This window comes from Pilosibacter sp. NGB245, assembly GCF_057397225.1.
Window position 1 is genome coordinate 1,464,448 of the sequence record NZ_CM171584.1, and the last position, 20,619, is coordinate 1,485,066.

Genomic DNA, 20,619 nt, shown 5'->3' on the forward strand with positions numbered 1-20,619 from the left:
TGAACATCTGCGCGCAGCGCGGCCATCAAAGTCAGAATAGATTAAGGAGAATAGACATGAAAGATGGATTTATCCGGGTGGCGGCAGCCACCCCAGATTTAAAGGTTGCGGATCCGGTGTTTAACCGGGAGCAGACCTGGAAGATGATGCAGGAGGCGGCGGATCAGGACGTAAAGATTCTGGTGTTCCCGGAACTGGGGCTTACCGGATATACCTGCGGTGATCTGTTTTTACAGGATACGCTGGTCGATCAGGCAAAGGAAGAACTCTTATGGCTCTTAAATGCATCAAAAGCGATGGATATGCTGACCTTCATCGGACTCCCGTGGATGAAGGACGGAAAACTTTATAACGTGGCGGCTGTTATCAAGAGCGGAGAATTATTGGGACTCGTTCCGAAGAGACATCTCCCGAACTATTCTGAGTTCTACGAGCTCCGCCACTTCAATCCGGGTCCGGTAAAGCCTGATGTGGTAGAGTGGGGAGAACGCCTGGTCCCGTTTGGAAGCAAGGTTTTATTCCGCTGTACAAATATCCCGGAACTTGTAGTTGCCGCGGAGCTCTGTGAGGATGTCTGGACGATGGATCCGCCCAGTGTATCCCACGCGAAGGCCGGAGCTACCGTGATCGCAAACTGCTCCGCCAGCGATGAGACCACAGGAAAAGCGGGATACCGTGAGACACTGATCGCCGGACAGTCTGCCCGCCTCGTATGTGCGTACATCTATGCCAATGCCGGAGAGGGCGAGTCCACCCAGGACCTCGTCTTCGGCGGACATGATATCATTGCCGAGAACGGAAATATCCTTGCGGAATCCGAGCGTTTCAAAAACGGCATGATCACGGCGGACATCGATCTTTACAGACTTAAAAACGAGAGAAGAAGAATGACCACATGTCAGCCGGGTGCGGAGACTGAGGACTATGATTACATGGACTTCACCTTAAATAAAACGGAGCTCACATTAAAACGCTATGTCGATCCGGCACCTTTCGTTCCGTCAAACGAGAAAGAGAGAACCGCACGCTGTGAGGAGATCTTAACGATCCAGGCGATGGGCTTAAAGAAACGTCTCGCCCACACCGGTGCCAAGAGCGCGGTTGTAGGAATCTCCGGCGGACTCGACTCCACCCTGGCACTTCTCATCACAGCGAGAGCCTTCGATATGCTGGGCATTTCGAGAGAAAATATCCTCTCCGTCACGATGCCGTGCTTCGGAACTACGGACAGAACCTACAACAACGCAGTCACGCTCACAAAGAAGCTGGGTGCGACATTAAGAGAGGTAAATATCAGAAAAGCAGTTTCCACCCACTTCGAGGATATCGGACATGATCCGGCGATCCATGATGTGACTTACGAGAACTCTCAGGCGAGATACCGCACATTGATCCTTATGGATCTTGCGAACAAGACAAACGGTATGGTCATCGGAACCGGAGATATGTCCGAGCTGGCTCTCGGCTGGGCTACTTACAACGGTGACCACATGTCCATGTATGGCGTGAACGCTTCTGTTCCGAAGACACTGGTCCGCCATCTTGTCCGTTACTACGCGGATACCTGCGGTGACAAGGCCCTTGCGGATGTTCTTTACGATGTTCTCGATACCCCGGTGAGCCCGGAGCTTCTGCCGCCGGAGGACGGAAAGATTTCCCAGAAGACGGAGGACCTGGTCGGACCTTACGAGCTTCACGATTTCTTCCTCTATTATATTCTCCGTTACGGTTATCATCCGGCGAAGATCTACCGCCTGGCGAAGATCGCTTTCGCGGGAGTTTACGAGGACAAGGTGATCTACAAGTGGTTAAATACCTTCTACCGCCGGTTCTTCGCACAGCAATTCAAGCGTTCCTGCCTGCCGGACGGCCCGAAGGTCGGATCTGTTGCGGTTTCTCCGAGAGGAGATTTGAGAATGCCGAGTGACGCGGCGAGACGGATCTGGATGGATGAAGTGGAGAAACTTGACCCGGAGGCAGATCGATGATCACGAGTACAAAAAATGATCAGGTAAAAGCGGTCATCGAGTTAAAGAAGAAAGCGAGAGCGAGAAACGAACAGGGACTTTTCGTTGTCGAGGGAGTGCGGATGGCCGCTGAGCTCCCGAAGGATCAGGTTAAAAGTATCTATGTTTCTGAAACCTTCGCGAAAAATCCGGAGAATGCCGCAATTCTTGCGGAGTACCCGGGATACGAACTTGTCAGCGACTCTGTGTTTGCGGTGATGTCCGACACGCAGACGCCCCAGGGTGTGCTGGCACTTGTCAGACAGTTTTCCTACGGAATGGACGAGCTCTTAAAGAGTGACCGTCCAGCTCATCTGATGGTGCTGGAAAATCTTCAGGATCCAGGAAACCTGGGAACGATCCTGAGGGCCGGAGAGGGCGCGGGGATCACGGGACTCATTATGAGCCGTGATACTGTGGATATCTACAACCCGAAGGTGATCCGTTCCACCATGGGATCCGTATTCCGTGTCCCGTTCTTCTACACGGACGATCTGGAGCAGACCGTTCTGGATCTGAAGGCGCGGGGAATCCGTGTTTTTGCGGCCCATCTTGCAGGAAAGAATAATTACGAACAGGAAGATTATACTGGTAATACAGCATTCCTGATCGGAAATGAGGGAAACGGGCTGACAGAAAAGCTTTCCAACCTGGCAGATACCTGGGTGAAGATCCCCATGGCGGGAAAGGTGGAGTCCTTAAATGCCGCCATCGCTGCATCGATCCTGATGTTCGAGACGGCGAGACAGCGGCGCGCGTAAAGGAGTGATTTTATGGATATGATCGGATGGCTGGTAGCCTTTGTAATTCTGATCGGAATCGAGGCGGCGACTATGGCGCTCACGACGATCTGGTTTGCAGGCGGCGCGTTGTTTGCGTTTTTCGTTGCAATCTTTGGCTTTTCTGTCAAAATGCAGCTTGTAGTATTTCTGGTCGTATCGTTTCTCATGCTGCTCTTTACGAGACCGCTCGCAGCACGGTTCATCAACCGGGAAACCGTGAAGACGAATGTGGACGGACTGATCGGAAGAAAGGCGAAAGTGATCACAAAGATCGACAACAATGAGCCGTCCGGAGTTGCAGTCGTCAATGGGCAGGAGTGGACGGCGAGATCTGCGGATGACGCAGTGACGATCCCTGTGGGGACCCATGTGCTCATAAAGGAAGTCCGGGGCGTGAAGCTTATTGTGGAACCGGTTTCCGAAACCTCTGAAAGCCAGAAATAAAATTTTTCCCAAAACTCATAAAGGAGGATTTAAATATGCCAGCAATTTTAGTATTAGTACTGATCTTTATCATTCTGCTGATCCTTGTTTCCTGCATCCGTATCGTGCCTCAGGCACAGGCGATGGTCGTGGAGAGGCTTGGCGCATACCTGGAAACCTGGAACGTGGGAATCCACTTTAAGGTTCCGTTTATCGACCGTGTTGCAAAGCGCGTTCTCTTAAAAGAACAGGTCGTTGACTTCGCCCCGCAGCCGGTGATCACAAAGGATAACGTAACCATGAAGATCGATACGGTCGTGTTCTTCCAGATCACGGACCCGAAGCTCTACGCATACGGCGTTGAGAATCCGATTATGGCGATCGAGAACCTGACAGCAACCACACTCCGGAACATCATCGGTGACCTGGAACTCGATCAGACCCTGACTTCCCGTGAGACGATCAACACAAAGATGCGTTCGGCACTGGACGTTGCGACGGACCCGTGGGGCATCAAGGTCAACCGTGTGGAGTTAAAGAACATTATCCCTCCGGCAGCGATCCAGGATGCGATGGAGAAACAGATGAAGGCGGAGCGTGAGCGCCGTGAGGCGATCCTCCGTGCGGAAGGTGAGAAGAAGTCCACGATCCTCGTTGCGGAAGGTAAGAAACAGTCCGCGATCCTCGATGCGGAGGCGGATAAGCAGGCAGCGATCCTTCACGCGGAGGCGGAGAAGGAGAAGCGGATCCGCGAGGCGGAAGGACAGGCTGAAGCGATCTTAAAGATCCAGCAGGCAAATGCTGATGGTATCCGGATGATCAAGGAGGCAGGTGCTGATCAGGCAGTTTTACAGTTAAAGAGTCTTGAGGCATTCGCGAAGGCGGCAGACGGTAAGGCAACAAAGATCATCATTCCGTCTGAGATCCAGTCTCTCGCAGGTCTTGTGACAAGCGTAACGGAGATTGCAAAGAAGAGTGAAACTGAGAATTGATCTTGAAAAAGAATATGGGATCGTTTTAGAGGGTGGAGGAGCCCGGGGTGCATATCAGATCGGTGTCTGGAAAGCACTCCGGGAAGCCGGAGTGAAGATCCGGGGAGTTGCCGGAACGTCCGTAGGGGCGTTGAACGGCGCACTGATCTGTATGGATGACCTGGAAAAAGCGGAGGAGATCTGGGGGACTATGACCTACTCCACGGTATTCCGGGTGGATGATCCCATGATCGCAAAACTAAAGAAATTCGGCGTTCGATCCATGAAAATGACCGACGCGGCGGCAGAATTCAAACGGCTGTTTTCAGACAGGGGGCTTGATATCGCCCCACTCAAAAAACTTCTGGAAGAGACGGTGGATGAGGAGCGGATCAGGCGCTCACCACGTGATTTCTGTGCCGCGTCATTTTCAGTCACGGACCGGAAGGAAGAGGACTTTGATGTGAAGGAAGCGCCGCCGGGAACCATGAAGGACATGATGATGGCCAGCGCTTACTTTCCGGGCTTTAAGCAGGAAAAAATCGGTGGAAAGACGTATCTGGACGGCGGCAGCGTCAACAATGTCCCGGTCGATCTTCTGACGGACCGGGGATATAAAGATATCATCGTGATCCGCCTTTACGGGATCGGCGTGGACCGGAGAAAGTTTATGGAGATTCCGGCGGACGTGACGATCCATGAGATCGCACCGGGGAGAAATCTTGGCGGGATCCTGGAGTTTGACAGCGCAAGGACGAAGAAAAACATGAAGCTCGGCTATTTCGACGGGCTGAGATTTCTTTACGGACTCTGTGGGCGGAAATATTATCTTGACATGCCATATTCCGAGGCGTATTATTTTGGCAGGATCATGTCGGAGCTTGACCTCTTTAAGATCTGGCTGAAACCGTATGTGAAAGAGGACGAATTCGCGAAGCTCACGGGTTACCGTGTCTACACGGAAAAGATCTTTCCGTTTCTCGCAAAGAAGCTGAGGCTTTGCAGCGAGTGGGACTACAGGGATCTTTACGGTGCGGTCCTTGAGCTGTTTGCAAAAAAGATGCAGTTGGAAGTCTACCGTGTATACACGCCGGATGAGATCGTTGGGAAGATCCATGAACTGCTTTCGGATAAGCTGACGGTAGGATAGAGATATGAGGAGAACGCTGAAATATGGCGGAAAACAATAAAAGAAGAAAGGTCAGGAGCGAATCCATGGCGCTTGATGCCATGCATATCATCATCGGGATCGCCGTGGTGGTCATGTCCGTCATTTCGTTTCTTGACACGGAGAGGTACATGTTCCTCTTTCCGGTGATCTTTTTCCTGGCGGCGGTTTTAAATCTCGCCACAGGAAAATACTGGCTCTCCCGGACAAAGCGGGAGCGGCGGAGAAGAACTGCGGCGGTGTTCCAGATGGGATTCGGAACGGTCCTGCTGATCTTCATGATCTTAAGCGCGGTTAGCATTTGGTAGGAACTGTTGGAGGTAATGAGATGAAGGGAGAAATCCTGAAATTATTAAAAGAGACAGACGGCTATATTTCCGGACAGGAGCTCTGTGAGAAGTTCGGTGTATCGAGGACAGCAATCTGGAAGGTGATCAATCAGCTGAAAGAAGAGGGCTATGAGATCGAAGCGGTCCGGAATAAAGGATATATTCTGAAAGGATCTGCGGATGTGCTCTCGAAGGAAGAGTTGGAAAGTACGATCCATACGAAGTGGGCAGGAGAGAATGTCGTATTCTTTGAGGAGACAGTCTCCACAAACAACGAGATCCGGAGCCTTGCGGAACAGGGCGCGCCCCACGGGACTCTGGCAGTTGCGGAACAGCAGCTTGGAGGAAAGGGAAGACGGGGCCGTGTCTGGACATCCCCTGCGGGAGTCGGGATCTGGATGAGCATGCTGTTGAGACCTCAGATCGATCCGCTGGCTGCGTCGATGCTGACGCTGGTCATGGCTCTTGCGGCGAAAAAGGGAATTGAAATATCGACGGGACTGAAATCGGAGATCAAATGGCCGAACGATCTTGTATTGAATAAGAAGAAGATCTGCGGGATCCTGACGGAGATGAGCACGGAACTCATGGAGATCCAGTATGTGATCCCGGGAATCGGCATTAACGTAAACCAGAAGGATTTCCCGGACGACATTAAGGCTACCGCAACTTCCCTCTACATAGAGAGCGGAAAGATCCAGAAGAGAAGCGAGATCATCGCAGCGATCATGGAGGCCTTTGAGGGATACTATGACACGTTTATCAAGACTCAGGATATGTCGGGACTCATCGAGGAGTACAATGCGAATCTCGTAAATCTCGGCAATGAGGTGTGTGTCCTGGACCCGGCGGGCGAGTTCCGCGGCGTTTCCGAGGGGATCAACAAGGAAGGCGCATTGCTTGTACGTCTCGCTGACGGCACGTTAAAGGAGATTATCTCCGGGGAAGTTTCAGTCCGCGGAGTCTATGGATATGTATAAGGAAGAAATGAATGTTTCGGGGGCGGATCTCTATTCCGGCCTCCAGAAAATCTTTCCGGATGAGAAGAACCTCACCCTGACGGAGCGTCTGGATGCCGCGAGAGGACCGCTCCTTTCGTGGTATCGGGAAAACAGGAGAGATCTCCCGTGGCGTGAGAACCGGGATGCCTACCGGATCTGGATCTCGGAGATTATGCTGCAGCAGACGAGAGTCGAGGCAGTAAAACCGTACTTTGCCCGCTTCATGGAACACTTTCCGACCGTGCAGGCGCTGGCGGATTGTGAGGAAGAGGAACTTTTCAAGTGCTGGGAAGGTCTTGGCTATTACAGCAGAGCGAGAAATCTGAAAAAAGCGGCAGAGATCATCGTCTCCGAATACGGAGGAGCGCTTCCGGCAGACCACGCGGCGCTTCTCTTACTTCCCGGGATCGGAAGTTACACGGCGGGAGCGATCGGCTCCATCGCGTTTGGTCTTCCTGTCCCTGCAGTTGACGGAAATGTTATGCGGGTCCTGTCAAGAGTGGCGGGAAGTTATGAGGATATCTTAAAGCAGGCAGTGAAAAAGAAGATGGAACTGGCGGTGGAGGAGACCCTGAAAACTTTAAAAGAAGGAGAAGCCGGGGACTTCAACCAGGCTCTCATCGAGACGGGAGCGATCGTCTGTGTGCCGAACGGAGCGCCGCTCTGCGGAGCACCGTGCCCGTTCTATACCGTCTGTGAGGCGAGAAAAAAGGCTCTGACCGCAGAGATCCCGGTGAAAACACCGAAAAAGAAAAGGAAAATAGAGGAAAAGACCGTATTATTAGTGGAATACGGGGATAAAATAGCCATTAGAAAGCGGGATGACACAGGGCTTCTGGCATCCCTCTATGAGTTCCCGAACCTGGAGGGAAAACTTTCCGGGAAAGAAGTGCTGGAACAGATGAAATGCAGAGCTGTGATCGAGAAAGAACTCCCGACGGCAAAGCATATTTTCAGCCATGTGGAATGGCATATGAGCGGATATCTGATCCGTGTAACAGAAGAAATTCCGGGACTGCTGTTTGCAGATCGGGAAGAGCTGAAGGAAAAGTATCCGATCCCGAATGCGTTTGCGGCTTATAGAAAGATTGCAGCTGCGCAGACAATGGACAGCTGCGAGAGCTAGTTGAAAGTATGGAGCGTGATCATGATGAAAAAAATGATATTTCTTTTTAATCCCCGTTCAGGGAAGGAAGCCATTAAAAATCAGTTATCCGATATCCTCGGGATCTTCTGCAGGGCAGGTTATCTGCCGTCCGTCTATGTGACCCAGGAGCCGGGAGATGCGGCAAAGATCGCTGAGGAGTATGGCAGTGAGGTAGAGCTTTTTGTCTGCAGCGGCGGGGACGGCACATTAAACAGCGTGATCTCCGGCATCATGAAGTTAAAAAAACGACCGGAGATCGGGTATCTTCCGTCCGGTTCCACGAACGATTTTGCAAGAAGTTTAAAGATCCCTGCAAACCTCACGGAGGCAGCGCGGGATGTGGTGAGCGGTAAATCCTACGGTGTCGATATCGGAAAATTCGGGGATCAGAGGTATTTTGTGTATATCGCAGCGTTCGGAGCGTTTACAGAGGTTTCCTACAGTACGCCGCAGGATGTCAAAAATGTTCTCGGACATCAGGCGTATATCCTGGAATCAATCAAGGCGCTGGGAAAGCTGAAGTCTTATAAAATGCATATTGCATGGGATGACGGCGAGGCAGACGGGGAATTTATCTTCGGAATGGTGACAAATACCACGAGTGTCGGCGGATTCAGCGGACTGGCTCCGAAGGATGTTTCGTTCCATGACGGTCTGTTTGAGGGCTTGTTTATCCGGACACCGAAATCACCGGTGGACCTTCCAAACATCTTAAGCGGACTCCTCCTGTTCCCGGAACAGGAAAATAAGGATATGATCCGGTTCAAGTCATCAAAATTCACGGTGACTGCAGATGAGGATGTCCCGTGGGTCCTCGACGGTGAGTTCGGCGGGGCGGTAAAAGAGGCGAAGATCGAGAATGTAAAGGAAGCAGTTACTCTGAGCTGCAGCCCGGAACCGGAAAAAAAGGAAGAGAAGACGGAAAACTGATCGCAAAGCGGCATGAGATATTTCGAATATGCTAAAAATCAGTGAAAAATTCAAGGAAAAAAGTTGAAAAATGTCGCTGGATGGTATATAATGAACTATCGTGGAGCAGTTTGAGCAAGCCCCAACCTGAAAGGACGTTATTCAGTGGAAAAAGAAGTATTTTTAGACAAACTTAAGAAACTTGTCGCACTCGGCAAGTCAAAACAGAATGCCCTTGACGCGACGGAGATCAACGACTTTTTTGCCGGAGATAACCTCGGACCGGAGCAGATGGACGAAATTTATAATTACCTGGAGCATAACAATATTGATGTTGTGCCGGTAATCGATGACGCAATGCTTGCGGATGATTCCATGCTTCTGGACGATCTGGATGATGACTACCGTGAAGACAAGGACGGAGAGGACATTGACTTAGACGCCATCGACCTTCTGGAAGGTATCGGAACAGAAGATCCGGTCCGCATGTATTTAAAGGAGATCGGTACTGTGCCGCTTCTTTCCGCGGATGAGGAGCTTCGTCTCGCGAAGAGAAAGGCAGAGGGAGATGAGTCTGCGAAAGAGCGCCTGATCGAGGCAAACCTGCGTCTTGTTGTAAGTATCGCAAAGCGTTATACAGGACGTGGAATGAGTTTCCTGGATCTTGTTCAGGAAGGAAACCTTGGTCTTATTAAGGGCGTTGAGAAGTTCGACTATACAAAAGGATATAAGTTAAGTACATATGCAACCTGGTGGATCCGTCAGTCCGTGACGAGAGCGCTTGCAGATCAGGCGAGAACGATCCGTGTTCCGGTTCATATGGTAGAGACGATCAACAAGATGTCAAAGATGCAGAGAAAGCTGACCCTGGAACTTGGCTATGAGCCGTCCGTGACAGAGCTTGCGGAAGCGCTTGATATGTCAGAGGACAAGGTCATGGAGATCATGCAGATCGCAAGAGAACCTGCATCCTTGGAGACTCCGATCGGTGAGGAGGATGACTCCAACCTGGGCGATTTTGTTGCGGACAGTAACGCGGTTACCCCGGAGGGAAATGTAGAGTCTGTAATGCTGAGAGAGCACATCGATGCATTATTAGGCGATCTCAAAGAGAGAGAGCGTCAGGTCATCGTGCTTCGATTTGGTCTTGAGGACGGACATCCGAGAACACTTGAAGAGGTAGGAAAAGAGTTCAACGTAACGAGAGAACGTATTCGCCAGATCGAGGCGAAGGCGCTCCGGAAACTCAGAAATCCGGTCCGCAGCAAACGGATCAGGGATTTCCTGTAGAAACTCGTTTCAAAAAAGATGAAAGCGGATCGCAGGTGCGGATGTGTCTGGTGGATCCGAAAAAGAGATACAGGCAGCAGGAGAAGATCTGAACTGCACCCCATTTGTTAGACAGTATGGTATACTATCTAACAAGTGGGGTGTTTTGTTATGCCAAAAGGAGTACCAAACAAACGATATACGCCGGAATTCAAAAAACTGGTGATTGAAACTATGCAGGAAGAGAAATTAAGTTACAGCGAAACCTGTCGTAGATTTGAGGTAAACAGCAGAGATCGAATCAAATCATGGGAGCGAATCTATCTGGAGGAAGGGCCGGAAGGCTTTGCCGTCGAACGGCGTGGCCGCAGCAGTAAGGGTCGTCCGCCAAAGCAGCTGCCGAAGCAGGTAGAAGAAGATCTGCTGGCCGAAGTGCAGCGACTGCGTGCGGAGAACGATTACCTAAAAAATTTGCAAGCCTTGGTTTTGGAAGACGAGCGACACCAGCACAAAAAACGCTGGTAGTTCAGAAGCTAAGGCAAAAACACGCACTCAGTATTCTGCTCTCAATCGCTCAACTGCCCCGTGCAACTTTCTACTATCATTTGAAGCAGATGCAGAAAGAAGACAAATATGCATCTGTTAAGGAAGAAATCACAACGATTTACCATGAAAACAGGGGTCGATACGGCTATCGCCGGATCACGGCAGAACTTCGCAAGCGTACATTCTCTGTGAACCACAAGACTGTCCAGCGGCTTATGAAAGAGTTGGGCTTAGTTTGCCGTGTCAGGATGAAGAAGTATCGCTCTTATAAGGGAGAAGTGGGCAAAATCGCACCAAATCTGCTAAATCGGGATTTCCATGCCGAAAAGCCGAATCAGAAATGGGTCACGGATGTGACGGAGTTCAGCCTGTTTGGAGAGAAGCTCTACCTGTCCCCGATTCTCGATCTGCACAGCAGCGATCTGGTCAGTTACACCATATCGGATCATCCTGTACTCAGCATGGTAACCACCATGCTGGACGAGGCGTTTGCAAAGATCCCGGCCGGAACACGCCTGATTCTCCACTCTGATCAGGGTTGGCAATATCAACACAAGCAGTACCAGCGGATGCTTCGCGAGAAGGGGATCCGACAGAGCATGAGCCGCAAGGGAAACTGTCTGGACAATGCTGTGATAGAAAATTTCTTCGGACTGCTCAAAAGTGAACTGTTATATCTGCAAGAATTTCAATCCATGGAACACTTCAAACAGGAACTGATCGAATATCTGGATTACTACAACAACCGCAGGATCAAGGCAAAGCTAAAGGGCTTGCCGCCTGCAATTCACAGACAGCAAGCCCTTTCGGCTGCTTGAACAATTTTTACTTCAAAATATTGTCTAACTTTTGGGGGTCACTTCAATCCGGCTGCCTTTTTTCTCTTCCTTTATTTACGCGAACAACGAGCCAAAGTCTGCGCTTGCGCAAGACTTTGGCGACTGTCACGATAACAAGGGGAAACTCGCGAAGCGTGTTTTCGATTGTTATCATTGGAGAATTTATGAATAAACGAAATTATCAGAAAGAATTAGAAAAAAAACTGGAGGAACTTCAGAGCGGGGGAGGGGTGCCGACGCTGTTTCTCCATAGCTGCTGTGCACCTTGCAGCAGTTATGTCCTGGAATACCTCTCCCGGTATTTTGAGATCACGGTCTTTTATTATAATCCGAATATCTATCCTCCTTCTGAGTACGAGGAACGGACTTCGGAGCAGGAGCGCCTGATCCGGGAATTCAACGGAGAGTGGGAAAACGAGGCGAACCGCCATCCGATCCATTTCGTGGCGGGAACGTATGTGCCGGACGATTTCTACACGGCGGCAAAAGGCCTGGAACAGGAGCCGGAAGGCGGCGCACGGTGTACGGAATGCTTTAAACTCCGCCTTTCCGAGGCTGCGAGGGAGGCAAAAGCCGGCGGGTTCGATTTCTTTACAACGACCCTCACGATCAGCCCGTTAAAAGATGCGGAGCGGCTGAACCGGATCGGGGAAGAGATGGGAAAAGAGTACGGCATCGAATTTCTGCCGTCGGATTTCAAGAAGAAAAACGGATATAAGCGATCCACGGAGCTCTCCAGAGAACACGCGCTGTACCGGCAGAATTACTGCGGGTGCGTGTTCTCGAAGAGAGAGGCGGAGGAGAGGACCGGGCGCAGCGAATAGGCGTCACCGGAGAGACCAGTACAAAACTCCGTCCTTTTCCGTGCGGTCGATCACACCGGTCTCGAAAAGCCAGTCGAGGCAGGAAAAGAGCTTTGGCCAGGTGTGGAGATAGGAGAACAGGAAGGAGTAGCGGTAAGTCTGCATGCGCTGGATGTAGAGCGCCTGGTCGAGTTCCAGGAGAGTCATCGGGCGATTACTTTCTGCCAGTACCTGACGGAGCTGTGTGCAGCGCTCCCCATATCCGGCGATGATCCGGTCGGTCTCTTCTTTGATCTCTGTGAATTCACCGTAGTGCCCCGGGAGAAAACGGTATCCGCTGTAATCAGATGCGAGTTCCCTGAGGGAAGCGAAGTATTCGGTGAGGAGATGCTGATCCTTTCCTGAGGTGATGACAATGGGAACAAGGCCGAGGATCACCTGGTCGGCGCAGAAGAATAACTTTGCATTTCGTTCAACAAGTCCGCACTGACCGGAGGTGTGTCCGGCAAGGGAGACGACTTCGAAGTCGTAACCGCCGTAAGAAAGACGGTCTCCGGGGGCGATGGGCGTGAATGGAAAGTCGAAATTCACGTTGTTATCCCTGGCGAGCTGGTCGGCGCCTGCCTTGATCTCCTGCCATGCGTCCGGAGTCCGTTCTTTTGTGACTCCGACTTCACTTGTGTAGGAGCGGCGCATATCATTGTCCTCATAAAAACGATGGTAGCGGTCGGAAGAGGCTGCGATCTCTACCGGATTCATGAACGCCCGGGCGCCGCGGTCGGTGAAAAAGGAGACATAGCCGCTGTGGTCTACATGATTGTGGGTCACGAAGATGTCGAGATTCCTGCAGTCGATGGAGAGCTCGTTCAGGGCTTGTTCCATCTCCGACAGACACTCCGGCACGTTCCAGGAGGTGTCGATCATGAGGCTTCGTTCGCTGCCTTTTATAATATAGAGGTTTCTGGATGAAGTCCTCATGTTTTTGTTCGTCAGGATGATCTTATATAAGTTTGGGGCAAGTATTTTCATTGGGGAAAACTCCTCGTTGGATATTTGGACGTGCCGGCATTCCAGTCGGGACAGGATCGTGAAGGCTGGCCGGACACGTTGCTTGTGCACGATATTGTTTTGATTGTAGCCCGGTGAGGGGAAAATGTCAAACGATTCCGGGGGATGCTCCGTTGACATTAGGGGAATTGTAGTATACAATGAAACTGCCTGGTCATGAATAAAAACGTCGTAAATGAGGAATGGTCATTTGGGGCGGTTTTTACTTGTTTATGAACTTACAATCAGAATAGGAGGAATTAGGTAATGGTAGAAAGAAAAGTTACAGTCGTAAACCCGACCGGTCTTCATCTTCGCCCGGCGGGACTGCTCTGCCAGACATCCATGAAGTTCGATTCTAAAGTGATGATTTTTTATAAAGAAAAGGAAATCAACGCGAAGAGCGTATTAAACGTAATGGCATCCGGGATCCGCTGCGGCGATGAGATCACCGTCCACTGTGACGGACCGGACGAGAAAGAGGCCATTGAAGCAGTCTGCAATCTGATCGAGACAGGACTCAAGGAATAAGATCCGGAGAGCAGTACAGGACGATCAGGTTATGCTCTGTACATAAAATGCAAGGCAGAATGTATGCTTGAATGTAACTATTCAGTAGGTCTGCGCACTTGCTGCGCTGACCGTAATAAAGCACAGGTCTGGAGGCAAAAATCCCATCGGCGAAGCCGATCTGGAATGGATTTTTGCTCGTAACTGTGAGGGTACTGAACAGTTACGCCTGAATAACAGTTAGAAAGTGAGATAGTAATGAGCGAAACAGCAGAAAATTGTACCCATAACTGCGGAACCTGCTCCGCAAACTGCGGAAGCAGAACGAGCGAGCCGCAGAGCTTCCTTGAGAAGTTAAATCCGGCGAGTTCCGTAAAGAAAGTGATCGGCGTAGTCAGCGGTAAAGGCGGCGTCGGAAAGTCTTTAGTTACATCCTTAATGGCATGCCGGATGCGCGCGACAGGTGCGAAAGTCGGAATCCTTGATGCCGATATCACAGGACCGTCGATCCCGAATGCATTTGGGATCCATGACGGCGTGACCGTGACACCGGACGGAAAACTCCTTGTTCCGGCGACATCCTCCACCGGGATCGATGTGATCTCCTCCAACATGCTTCTGGAGAACGAGACAGATCCGGTGATCTGGCGTGGTCCGGTGATCGCCGGTGCGGTAAAACAGTTCTGGAGTGAGACACTCTGGCAGGATATCGACTACATGTTCGTTGATATGCCTCCGGGAACCGGCGATGTGCCGCTGACCGTATTCCAGTCTCTTCCGGTCAACGGGATCATCATCGTGACATCCCCGCAGGAGCTTGTCTCCATGATCGTTGAGAAGGCCGTCAACATGGCGAAAAAGATGAACGTTCCGATCCTCGGACTTGTTGAAAATATGAGCTATCTCGAATGTCCGGACTGCGGAAAGAAGATCGCAGTATTCGGAGAGAGCCGTATCGAGGAAGTTGCGAAAGAATACGGAATTCCGGTTCTCGCGCAGATCCCGATCCGTCCGGAGATCGCAAAGTCTGTTGATGAGGGAACGGTCGAGTATGTGAAGGCGGATTTCCTTGATCAGGCTGTGAAGGCTGTGGAAGAAGCGTAAGAAAAGAGAAATAGATCAGAACACGAAGTACAGGGCGGCGAACATGGTTGCTGCCCCGTACTTTTTTGCGTGGCGGGAATTGATAAAAAACGCTTTGCTATAGAAAAAACCTATAATAACTTATTTCTTATCTATATTGGACGAATAGGTTAAAACGTGGTATCTTATTAGCACACACAGATATTAGAAAATGTACGGCTGACACGTACATGGGAGGATAAAATTGATTCAGTTAGACCATATTACAAAGACGTTTGATACCGGTGCGGAAAAAGTCCATGCGGTCTCTGATGTCACACTTCATATCAGGAGTGGTGAGATCTTCGGTATCATCGGATTCTCCGGTGCCGGAAAATCCACACTGGTGCGATGTATCAACTTACTGGAACGACCGACGAGCGGAACCGTCACGGTTGACGGAAAAGTTCTCACGGATCTTCCGGCGAAAGAACTCAGGGAAGCGAGAAAGAAGATCGGAATGATCTTCCAGCATTTCAACCTGATGAGATCCAGAACAGTCGGAGAGAATGTCGCTTACCCGTTAAAGGGAAGCGGACTTTCCAAAGCACAGATCAAGGCGAAAGTGCGGGAGCTTTTAGAGCTTGTCGATATCGCAGAAAAAGAGAATGCGTATCCGAGTCAGCTTTCCGGCGGACAGAAACAGAGAGTTGCGATCGCGAGAGCGCTTGCGAATGATCCGAAAGTTCTCCTCTGCGATGAGGCGACGAGCGCCCTGGATCCGCAGACGACGGGGGCGATCTTACAGCTCTTAAAACACTTAAATGAAAAGCTCGGCATTACCATCGTGATCATCACCCATGAGATGGCGGTCGTCAAAGAGATCTGTGACCGTGTAGCCGTCATGGAACACGGTAATGTCGTGGAGGAAGGCGATGTCTACTCGATCTTCGCAGCACCGAAGGCGGGGATCACGAGAGACTTCATCCGCACGACATCCAACCTTCAGAAGATCGAAAAGCTGGTCGAGGAGAAGTCACCGCTTGTCGCATTAAAGCCGGGTGAAAAGATCCTGCGGCTGAATTACATTAAGAAGAATACGTCGGAGGCACTGATCTCCGAAGCTTCCAGAAGATTCAGCGTGGATCTGAATATCATCTTTGCAGATATTGAGATCGTTCAGGACGCCCCGATCGGCGGAACTGTGGCGATCGCAAGCGGAACGAAGGAGAATATCGAAGCCGCGATCGAATATCTGAAGGAGAAGAATGTTGGAGTGGAGGTGATCGAGAATGCTTGATTTCTTAAATGCGATTATCCCGAATGTCATGTCAAAGCCGGATGAGCTTTTCGAAAGCTTCGGTCAGACGATCTACATGGTCATCGTGTCAGGTGCGATCTCCATGGTGTTCGGTCTTTTCTTTGGGATCATCCTCACTGCGACAGCTCCGAAGGGTGTCCTGAAAAACAAGGTGATCTTCAATATTTTAGATAAGCTGGTCAACATTTTCCGTTCGATCCCGTTCGTAATCCTTCTGACAGCGCTGATCCCGCTGACCCGTATGGTCGTCGGAACAGCGATCGGTACAAAGGGTGCGATCTTACCGCTTATTTTCGGAACGGTCCCGTTCTTTACGAGACAGATCGAGAGTGCGCTCGCTGAAGTTGACTACGGTCTGATCGAAGCTGCGGAGAGCATGGGAAACAGCCCGTGGGAGATCATCCTCCGCGTATACTTAAAGGAGAGTGTCCCGGGGATCGTCCGTGCAATGCAGATCACATTTATCAGCCTGGTCGGTCTTACCGCGATGGCCGGTGCGGTCGGCGGCGGCGGACTCGGCGATTTCGCGATCCGTTATGGTCACTCCAGAGGGCAGACCGATGTCACCTATGTAACCGTCATCATCATTCTGATCATGGTAAGCCTGATCCAGAGTACCGGTTCCTATGTGATCAAAAAGACGACTCACTAGAACGGTGGTTTCAGATTAAAATTGCTTGAAACGGAGAGGAACTATTTCCGGGCCGTATCAATAAAAGGAACTGTCCGGTCCGCACAGCGAATGCGAATGAAAACGGGCAGTGACAAAGAAAGTTCAGGAGGAGAAAAATTATGAAGAAAAGAGTTTTAGCACTTGGCGCAGCAGCAGTTTTAGCATTATCCTTAACCGCATGCGGCAGCAGCCAGAAGACAGAGACAACAGCGGCAGCAGCCGATACAACCGCAGCCGGTTCTGAGGCAGCAGCTGATACAACCGCAGCCTCCGGCGAGAAGACAGTCATCAAACTCGGTGTTGTAGGTGAGAACAACGAGCAGTGGCAGCCGGTCATCGACAAGCTTGCTGAGGAGAACATCGACCTTGAGCTTGTAAAATTTGCAGATTATCCGCTTCCGAACCGTGCATTAAATGACGGTGAGATCGATCTGAACTCTTTCCAGCACATCGCTTACTTTGAGGATGACTGCAAGAACAACGGTTATGATCTTTCTATCATCGGTGAGACCATCATGGCTCCGTTAGGCCTCTACTCCAACAAGATCAAGGATGTATCCGAGATCAAGGACGGTGATATCATCGCGATCCCGAATGACGCTACAAACGGCGGCCGTGCATTAAAACTTCTTGAGTCCGCAGGTCTGATCAAGGTTGATCCGGCAGCAGGCTACACACCGACAAAGAAAGACATCACAGAGAACCCGTTAAACCTTGACATCAAAGAGGTTGAGGCAGCAAATACAGCAAGCCTTCTTCCGGACGTTGCAGCAGCAGTCATCAACGGCGGTCACGCAGTTGACAACGGTTTAAACCCGAAGGAAGATGCGATCTTCCTTGAGAGCGTGGAAGAGGGATCTGACAACCCGTACGTCAACATCATCGTTGCAAGAACAGCTGATAAGGACAACGAGCTTTACAAGAAAGTAGTCGATTATTTCCGTACACCGGAAGTTGCAAAAGTGATCGAGGACACTTACAAGGGAGCTTACATCCCGACATGGGAGTAACTCCTGAAATCACGGCCATAAAATAAAAAGATGGGAAAGACAGGACAGGGCACCGAAAAGGGATCCTGTCCTTTTCTTGTGAACGAGAGAGAAAAAGCCGGAGAAAGCTTCTGAAGGCGAAAAGAATGCCCGGGCAGACCAGAAGAACGGGGTACAAAAAAATCATGTGCCGGATACAAAAATTTCCTGTGGGATCAACAAAAGAGAACCGCTTGCTTTTTAACGGAAAATCCCGTATGATTTACATAGATATTACAGAATGACGGCAGATTTTACATATTTCGTACACATGCGATCGCAGAAAGGGACAAAAGAATGTCAAAAATTACATCCGGCAGAAAAGGCAATATCGATATGACACAGGGCGTGATCTGGAAACAGCTGGTTCTTTTTGCAATCCCGCTGATCATGGGAAATATCTTCCAGCAGCTCTACAACACAGTGGACAGCATTGTCGTGGGAAACTATCTCGGAACATCGGCGCTGGCTGCGGTCGGCGCGACGACGGCGATCTGCAATACGCTGGTAAACTTCTTTAATGGGATCTCGATCGGTGCCGGAGTTGTGATCAGCACGTGTTTCGGTTCCCGGAATCATGAAAAGCTCCACGAGGCGGTCGAGACGACGATCCTGTTTGCAGTGATCGTCGGATGCTTTGTCTCTCTGATCTCGGTCTGGGTTGTCCCGCTGATGTTAAAATGGATGTCAACGCCGGATGATGTGATCGGACCGGCGGGAGAGTATTTAAAGATCTATTTTGCCGGAGTTCCGGTCCTCTTTCTTTACAATATGAGCAGTGCGATCTTAAGGGCTGTGGGCGACACGAAGCGCCCGTTAAATTTCCTGATCATCAGCAGCTGTTTAAATATCGCTCTGGATATTCTCTTTGTTGCGAAATTTGGCTGGGGGATCAGCGGTGTCGCGATCGCTACGGTGATCGCCGAGGCAGTTTCCGCTGCTCTTGCGTGCTCGACTCTTATGAGGACGAAGGAAGCACATCACCTTGTTCTTCGGGACCTTCACATCAATAAATCCTGCCTCGGCGAGATCTTCCGGATCGGTCTTCCGGCGGGAGTCCAGCAGGGACTCACTGCGTTTTCCAACGCGCTTGTGCAGTCGTATGTAAATGGACTTGGCTCTTCTGTCATCATGGCGGGCTGGAGCTGCCACTCAAAGATCGACCAGTTCGCAATCCTGCCTGCCCAGAGTATGGGACAGGCCGCGACAACGTTCGTGGGACAGAATCTCGGAGCAAAGAATGTGAAGCGTGCGAGAGACGGCGTCAAACAGGCAGTGTTCATGGGTGTGGGCGTGCTGATCTGCATCTCCGGCGCGATGGCAATTTCCGCAAGATCCCTGGTATCCCTTTTCAACCAGGATCCGGATGTGCTGCACTATGGAACCTTATTTATCCTGATGACGGTCCCGTTCCGCTTCTGCAGTTCCTTCAACCAGATCCTTGCGGGTTCCTTGAGAGGATCCGGGGATGCAAAGGGACCGATGTGCATCATGCTCTTCAGCTTCGTTGTCTGCAGACAGATCTATCTCTTCTTCGTGACAAAGATCGCATTCAACGAGTATACGGTCGGAATGGGATATCCGGTCGGCTGGATCGTATGCGCGATCCTTTCCTTCCTGTATTACAGAAGGAGCAGATGGGAAGAAAAGGTAAAAGAAGATTAAAAAATCAGTACAAACGCAGAAAACGACCTCTGTGTCAGGATCCTGATGAAAATCATAAGGGCTTGACCTGAGGTCGTTTTAAATAATGGGTGGAATTTCCAGTTGTTTTGCTATGAACAGGCAGGGAAAGTGGGACGAATCGCCTTTCCATTGCCGGTGTCATTCGTCTGGCAGAATGTCGGGGAATGCCGAGACCGGAAAACTTGGAGATAGACGAAAATATGATTTTGTGCTATACTTCAATTTGCATGTATACAGGCGATCACGAGCGCAGGAGAGGGAAAAAGCCTGCAGATTGCCGGAAAACAGCAAATGCAGATTACGATCACCGGATAAGCAGCCAAAAGTGTGAAAACTTCGGATCGTGATATCATGACAGAAGAAAAGAGACAACTATGTTCGGACTTGGAACGATCATCAACGTCACTGCGATCGTCGCGGGCGGCGTGATGGGGTTATTATTTGGAAAGAAACTGACGGAGCGTTATCAGAGCAACCTGATGATGGCGTCGGCGCTCTGCGTATTGTTTATCGGAGTCTCCGGCTGTATGGAGCAGATGTTAAAACTGACGGAAAACGGGCTTTCTTCATCGGGATCCATGATGATGATCGCCTGTTTTGCTGTCGGGGCTCTTCTCGGCGAGTGGATCGATCTCGACACGAAGATGGAACGGTTCGGGGAATGGCTGAAGGAGAAGACGAAAAGTGACGGCGACAATGCGTTCGTGGATGCATTTGTGACGGCTTCCCTGACCGTCTGTATCGGAGCGATGGCGGTCGTCGGATCGATCCGGGACGGAATTTACGGCGACTATTCGATTCTCACGGCAAAAGCTGTTCTCGACATGATCATCGTCGCGATCATGACGGCGTCCATGGGAAAAGGCTGTATTTTCTCGGCGATCCCGGTCGGGATGTTCCAGGGGGCGATGACGCTCCTTGCGAAGGTGATCGAGCCGTTCCTGACGGATGAGGGACTGGCGGACATGTCCCTGACAGGATCGGTCCTGATCTTCTGCGTCGGAGTGAACCTGATCTGGGGAAAAAAGATCAAGGTGGCGAACCTGCTGCCGGTCATGTTTCTTGCGGCGGTGTGGCCGTATTTCCCGTGGGCGTAACG

The 20,619-nt window shown here is 50.7% G+C and carries 21 protein-coding genes; 20 read left to right on the forward strand and 1 reads right to left on the reverse strand.

Going from position 1 to position 20,619, the window contains the following annotated elements; genetic code table 11:
- Positions 1–56 precede the first annotated feature (56 nt).
- The 13 genes from ACXMYH_RS06680 to ACXMYH_RS06740 all read left to right on the forward strand — a co-directional run bounded on the left by ACXMYH_RS06680 (position 57) and on the right by ACXMYH_RS06740 (position 12,214).
- Positions 57–1,988, forward strand: coding sequence for an NAD(+) synthase (locus ACXMYH_RS06680; protein ID WP_329752044.1), 1,932 nt, complete (start codon positions 57–59; stop codon positions 1,986–1,988).
- On the forward strand, positions 1,985–2,767 hold the full coding sequence (locus ACXMYH_RS06685) for a TrmH family RNA methyltransferase (RefSeq protein ID WP_486555755.1): 783 nt from the start codon (positions 1,985–1,987) through the stop codon (positions 2,765–2,767). The genes ACXMYH_RS06680 and ACXMYH_RS06685 overlap by 4 nt, the downstream gene beginning before the upstream one ends.
- Before the next feature lie 12 nt (positions 2,768–2,779).
- A complete protein-coding gene (locus tag ACXMYH_RS06690; protein ID WP_118531828.1) occupies positions 2,780–3,232 on the forward strand; it encodes an NfeD family protein in 453 nt (150 codons plus the stop codon).
- 35 nt (positions 3,233–3,267) lie between these two features.
- Positions 3,268–4,203: an SPFH domain-containing protein gene (locus ACXMYH_RS06695; RefSeq protein WP_118531826.1), complete on the forward strand. Its 936-nt coding sequence runs from the start codon at positions 3,268–3,270 to the stop codon at positions 4,201–4,203.
- Positions 4,187–5,332: a patatin-like phospholipase family protein gene (locus ACXMYH_RS06700; RefSeq protein ID WP_329752043.1), complete on the forward strand. Its 1,146-nt coding sequence runs from the start codon at positions 4,187–4,189 to the stop codon at positions 5,330–5,332. Before ACXMYH_RS06695 ends, ACXMYH_RS06700 begins: the two co-directional genes overlap by 17 nt.
- Positions 5,333–5,355: 23 nt before the next feature.
- The gene (locus ACXMYH_RS06705; RefSeq protein WP_486555756.1) at positions 5,356–5,658 is read left to right on the forward strand and encodes a DUF6637 family protein; all 303 of its coding nucleotides are present in this window, start codon (positions 5,356–5,358) and stop codon (positions 5,656–5,658) included.
- 20 nt (positions 5,659–5,678) lie between these two features.
- Positions 5,679–6,659 (forward strand): biotin--[acetyl-CoA-carboxylase] ligase, encoded by a 981-nt coding sequence (locus ACXMYH_RS06710; protein ID WP_118531824.1) that lies wholly within the window; start codon positions 5,679–5,681, stop codon positions 6,657–6,659.
- Entirely contained in the window at positions 6,652–7,806 is a 1,155-nt protein-coding gene (gene mutY / locus ACXMYH_RS06715; RefSeq protein WP_252197407.1) for an A/G-specific adenine glycosylase, read from the forward strand. The genes ACXMYH_RS06710 and mutY overlap by 8 nt, the downstream gene beginning before the upstream one ends.
- A gap of 21 nt (positions 7,807–7,827) precedes the next feature.
- Complete coding sequence (locus tag ACXMYH_RS06720) at positions 7,828–8,757, forward strand: diacylglycerol/lipid kinase family protein (RefSeq protein ID WP_346011239.1); 930 nt, start codon at positions 7,828–7,830, stop codon at positions 8,755–8,757.
- Positions 8,758–8,901: 144 nt separating this feature from the next.
- Positions 8,902–10,026: an RNA polymerase sigma factor RpoD gene (gene rpoD, locus ACXMYH_RS06725; protein WP_118297844.1), complete on the forward strand. Its 1,125-nt coding sequence runs from the start codon at positions 8,902–8,904 to the stop codon at positions 10,024–10,026.
- Between the two features lie 150 nt (positions 10,027–10,176).
- Positions 10,177–10,530, forward strand: coding sequence for a helix-turn-helix domain-containing protein (locus ACXMYH_RS06730; protein WP_118655571.1), 354 nt, complete (start codon positions 10,177–10,179; stop codon positions 10,528–10,530).
- Positions 10,524–11,369, forward strand: coding sequence for an IS3 family transposase (locus ACXMYH_RS06735; protein ID WP_118655573.1), 846 nt, complete (start codon positions 10,524–10,526; stop codon positions 11,367–11,369). The genes ACXMYH_RS06730 and ACXMYH_RS06735 overlap by 7 nt, the downstream gene beginning before the upstream one ends.
- A gap of 185 nt (positions 11,370–11,554) precedes the next feature.
- Entirely contained in the window at positions 11,555–12,214 is a 660-nt protein-coding gene (locus ACXMYH_RS06740; protein WP_118531820.1) for an epoxyqueuosine reductase QueH, read from the forward strand.
- Between the two features lie 3 nt (positions 12,215–12,217).
- Here ACXMYH_RS06740 and ACXMYH_RS06745 read toward each other — a convergent pair whose 3' ends face one another.
- Positions 12,218–13,222, reverse strand: a complete 1,005-nt coding sequence (locus ACXMYH_RS06745; RefSeq protein WP_215702846.1) for an MBL fold metallo-hydrolase — start codon at positions 13,220–13,222, stop codon at positions 12,218–12,220.
- Positions 13,223–13,507: 285 nt separating this feature from the next.
- Here ACXMYH_RS06745 and ACXMYH_RS06750 point away from each other — a divergent pair, with 285 nt between their 5' ends.
- From ACXMYH_RS06750 to ACXMYH_RS06780, 7 genes are all read left to right on the forward strand, one after another.
- Positions 13,508–13,771 carry an HPr family phosphocarrier protein gene (locus tag ACXMYH_RS06750; protein WP_118297848.1) on the forward strand — a complete coding sequence of 88 codons (264 nt, stop codon included), beginning with the start codon at positions 13,508–13,510 and terminating at the stop codon, positions 13,769–13,771.
- Positions 13,772–14,008: 237 nt separating this feature from the next.
- Positions 14,009–14,854: a P-loop NTPase gene (locus tag ACXMYH_RS06755; protein ID WP_486555757.1), complete on the forward strand. Its 846-nt coding sequence runs from the start codon at positions 14,009–14,011 to the stop codon at positions 14,852–14,854.
- 223 nt (positions 14,855–15,077) lie between these two features.
- Entirely contained in the window at positions 15,078–16,112 is a 1,035-nt protein-coding gene (locus ACXMYH_RS06760; protein WP_118531814.1) for a methionine ABC transporter ATP-binding protein, read from the forward strand.
- Positions 16,105–16,785: a methionine ABC transporter permease gene (locus ACXMYH_RS06765; protein ID WP_215702845.1), complete on the forward strand. Its 681-nt coding sequence runs from the start codon at positions 16,105–16,107 to the stop codon at positions 16,783–16,785. The genes ACXMYH_RS06760 and ACXMYH_RS06765 overlap by 8 nt, the downstream gene beginning before the upstream one ends.
- A gap of 140 nt (positions 16,786–16,925) precedes the next feature.
- Positions 16,926–17,816, forward strand: coding sequence for a MetQ/NlpA family ABC transporter substrate-binding protein (locus ACXMYH_RS06770; protein ID WP_118320850.1), 891 nt, complete (start codon positions 16,926–16,928; stop codon positions 17,814–17,816).
- A 315-nt stretch (positions 17,817–18,131) separates the two neighbouring features.
- On the forward strand, positions 18,132–19,499 hold the full coding sequence (locus tag ACXMYH_RS06775) for an MATE family efflux transporter (protein WP_486555758.1): 1,368 nt from the start codon (positions 18,132–18,134) through the stop codon (positions 19,497–19,499).
- A 395-nt stretch (positions 19,500–19,894) separates the two neighbouring features.
- Positions 19,895–20,617 carry a DUF554 domain-containing protein gene (locus tag ACXMYH_RS06780; RefSeq protein WP_486555759.1) on the forward strand — a complete coding sequence of 241 codons (723 nt, stop codon included), beginning with the start codon at positions 19,895–19,897 and terminating at the stop codon, positions 20,615–20,617.
- Positions 20,618–20,619 lie beyond the last annotated feature (2 nt).

What these genes read in the sequence shown, in the direction of transcription:
- ACXMYH_RS06680 (WP_329752044.1), top strand. Translation starts at nt 57, where the DNA reads ATGAAAGATGGATTTATCCGGGTGGCGGCAGCCACCCCAGATTTAAAG.
- ACXMYH_RS06685 (WP_486555755.1), top strand. Translation starts at nt 1,985, where the DNA reads ATGATCACGAGTACAAAAAATGATCAGGTAAAAGCGGTCATCGAGTTA.
- ACXMYH_RS06690 (WP_118531828.1), top strand. Translation starts at nt 2,780, where the DNA reads ATGGATATGATCGGATGGCTGGTAGCCTTTGTAATTCTGATCGGAATC.
- ACXMYH_RS06695 (WP_118531826.1), top strand. Translation starts at nt 3,268, where the DNA reads ATGCCAGCAATTTTAGTATTAGTACTGATCTTTATCATTCTGCTGATC.
- ACXMYH_RS06705 (WP_486555756.1), top strand. Translation starts at nt 5,356, where the DNA reads ATGGCGGAAAACAATAAAAGAAGAAAGGTCAGGAGCGAATCCATGGCG.
- ACXMYH_RS06710 (WP_118531824.1), top strand. Translation starts at nt 5,679, where the DNA reads ATGAAGGGAGAAATCCTGAAATTATTAAAAGAGACAGACGGCTATATT.
- mutY (WP_252197407.1), top strand. Translation starts at nt 6,652, where the DNA reads ATGTATAAGGAAGAAATGAATGTTTCGGGGGCGGATCTCTATTCCGGC.
- ACXMYH_RS06720 (WP_346011239.1), top strand. Translation starts at nt 7,828, where the DNA reads ATGATGAAAAAAATGATATTTCTTTTTAATCCCCGTTCAGGGAAGGAA.
- ACXMYH_RS06730 (WP_118655571.1), top strand. Translation starts at nt 10,177, where the DNA reads ATGCCAAAAGGAGTACCAAACAAACGATATACGCCGGAATTCAAAAAA.
- ACXMYH_RS06740 (WP_118531820.1), top strand. Translation starts at nt 11,555, where the DNA reads ATGAATAAACGAAATTATCAGAAAGAATTAGAAAAAAAACTGGAGGAA.
- ACXMYH_RS06745 (WP_215702846.1), bottom strand. Translation starts at nt 13,222, where the DNA reads ATGAAAATACTTGCCCCAAACTTATATAAGATCATCCTGACGAACAAA.
- ACXMYH_RS06750 (WP_118297848.1), top strand. Translation starts at nt 13,508, where the DNA reads ATGGTAGAAAGAAAAGTTACAGTCGTAAACCCGACCGGTCTTCATCTT.
- ACXMYH_RS06755 (WP_486555757.1), top strand. Translation starts at nt 14,009, where the DNA reads ATGAGCGAAACAGCAGAAAATTGTACCCATAACTGCGGAACCTGCTCC.
- ACXMYH_RS06765 (WP_215702845.1), top strand. Translation starts at nt 16,105, where the DNA reads ATGCTTGATTTCTTAAATGCGATTATCCCGAATGTCATGTCAAAGCCG.
- ACXMYH_RS06770 (WP_118320850.1), top strand. Translation starts at nt 16,926, where the DNA reads ATGAAGAAAAGAGTTTTAGCACTTGGCGCAGCAGCAGTTTTAGCATTA.
- ACXMYH_RS06775 (WP_486555758.1), top strand. Translation starts at nt 18,132, where the DNA reads ATGTCAAAAATTACATCCGGCAGAAAAGGCAATATCGATATGACACAG.
- ACXMYH_RS06780 (WP_486555759.1), top strand. Translation starts at nt 19,895, where the DNA reads ATGTTCGGACTTGGAACGATCATCAACGTCACTGCGATCGTCGCGGGC.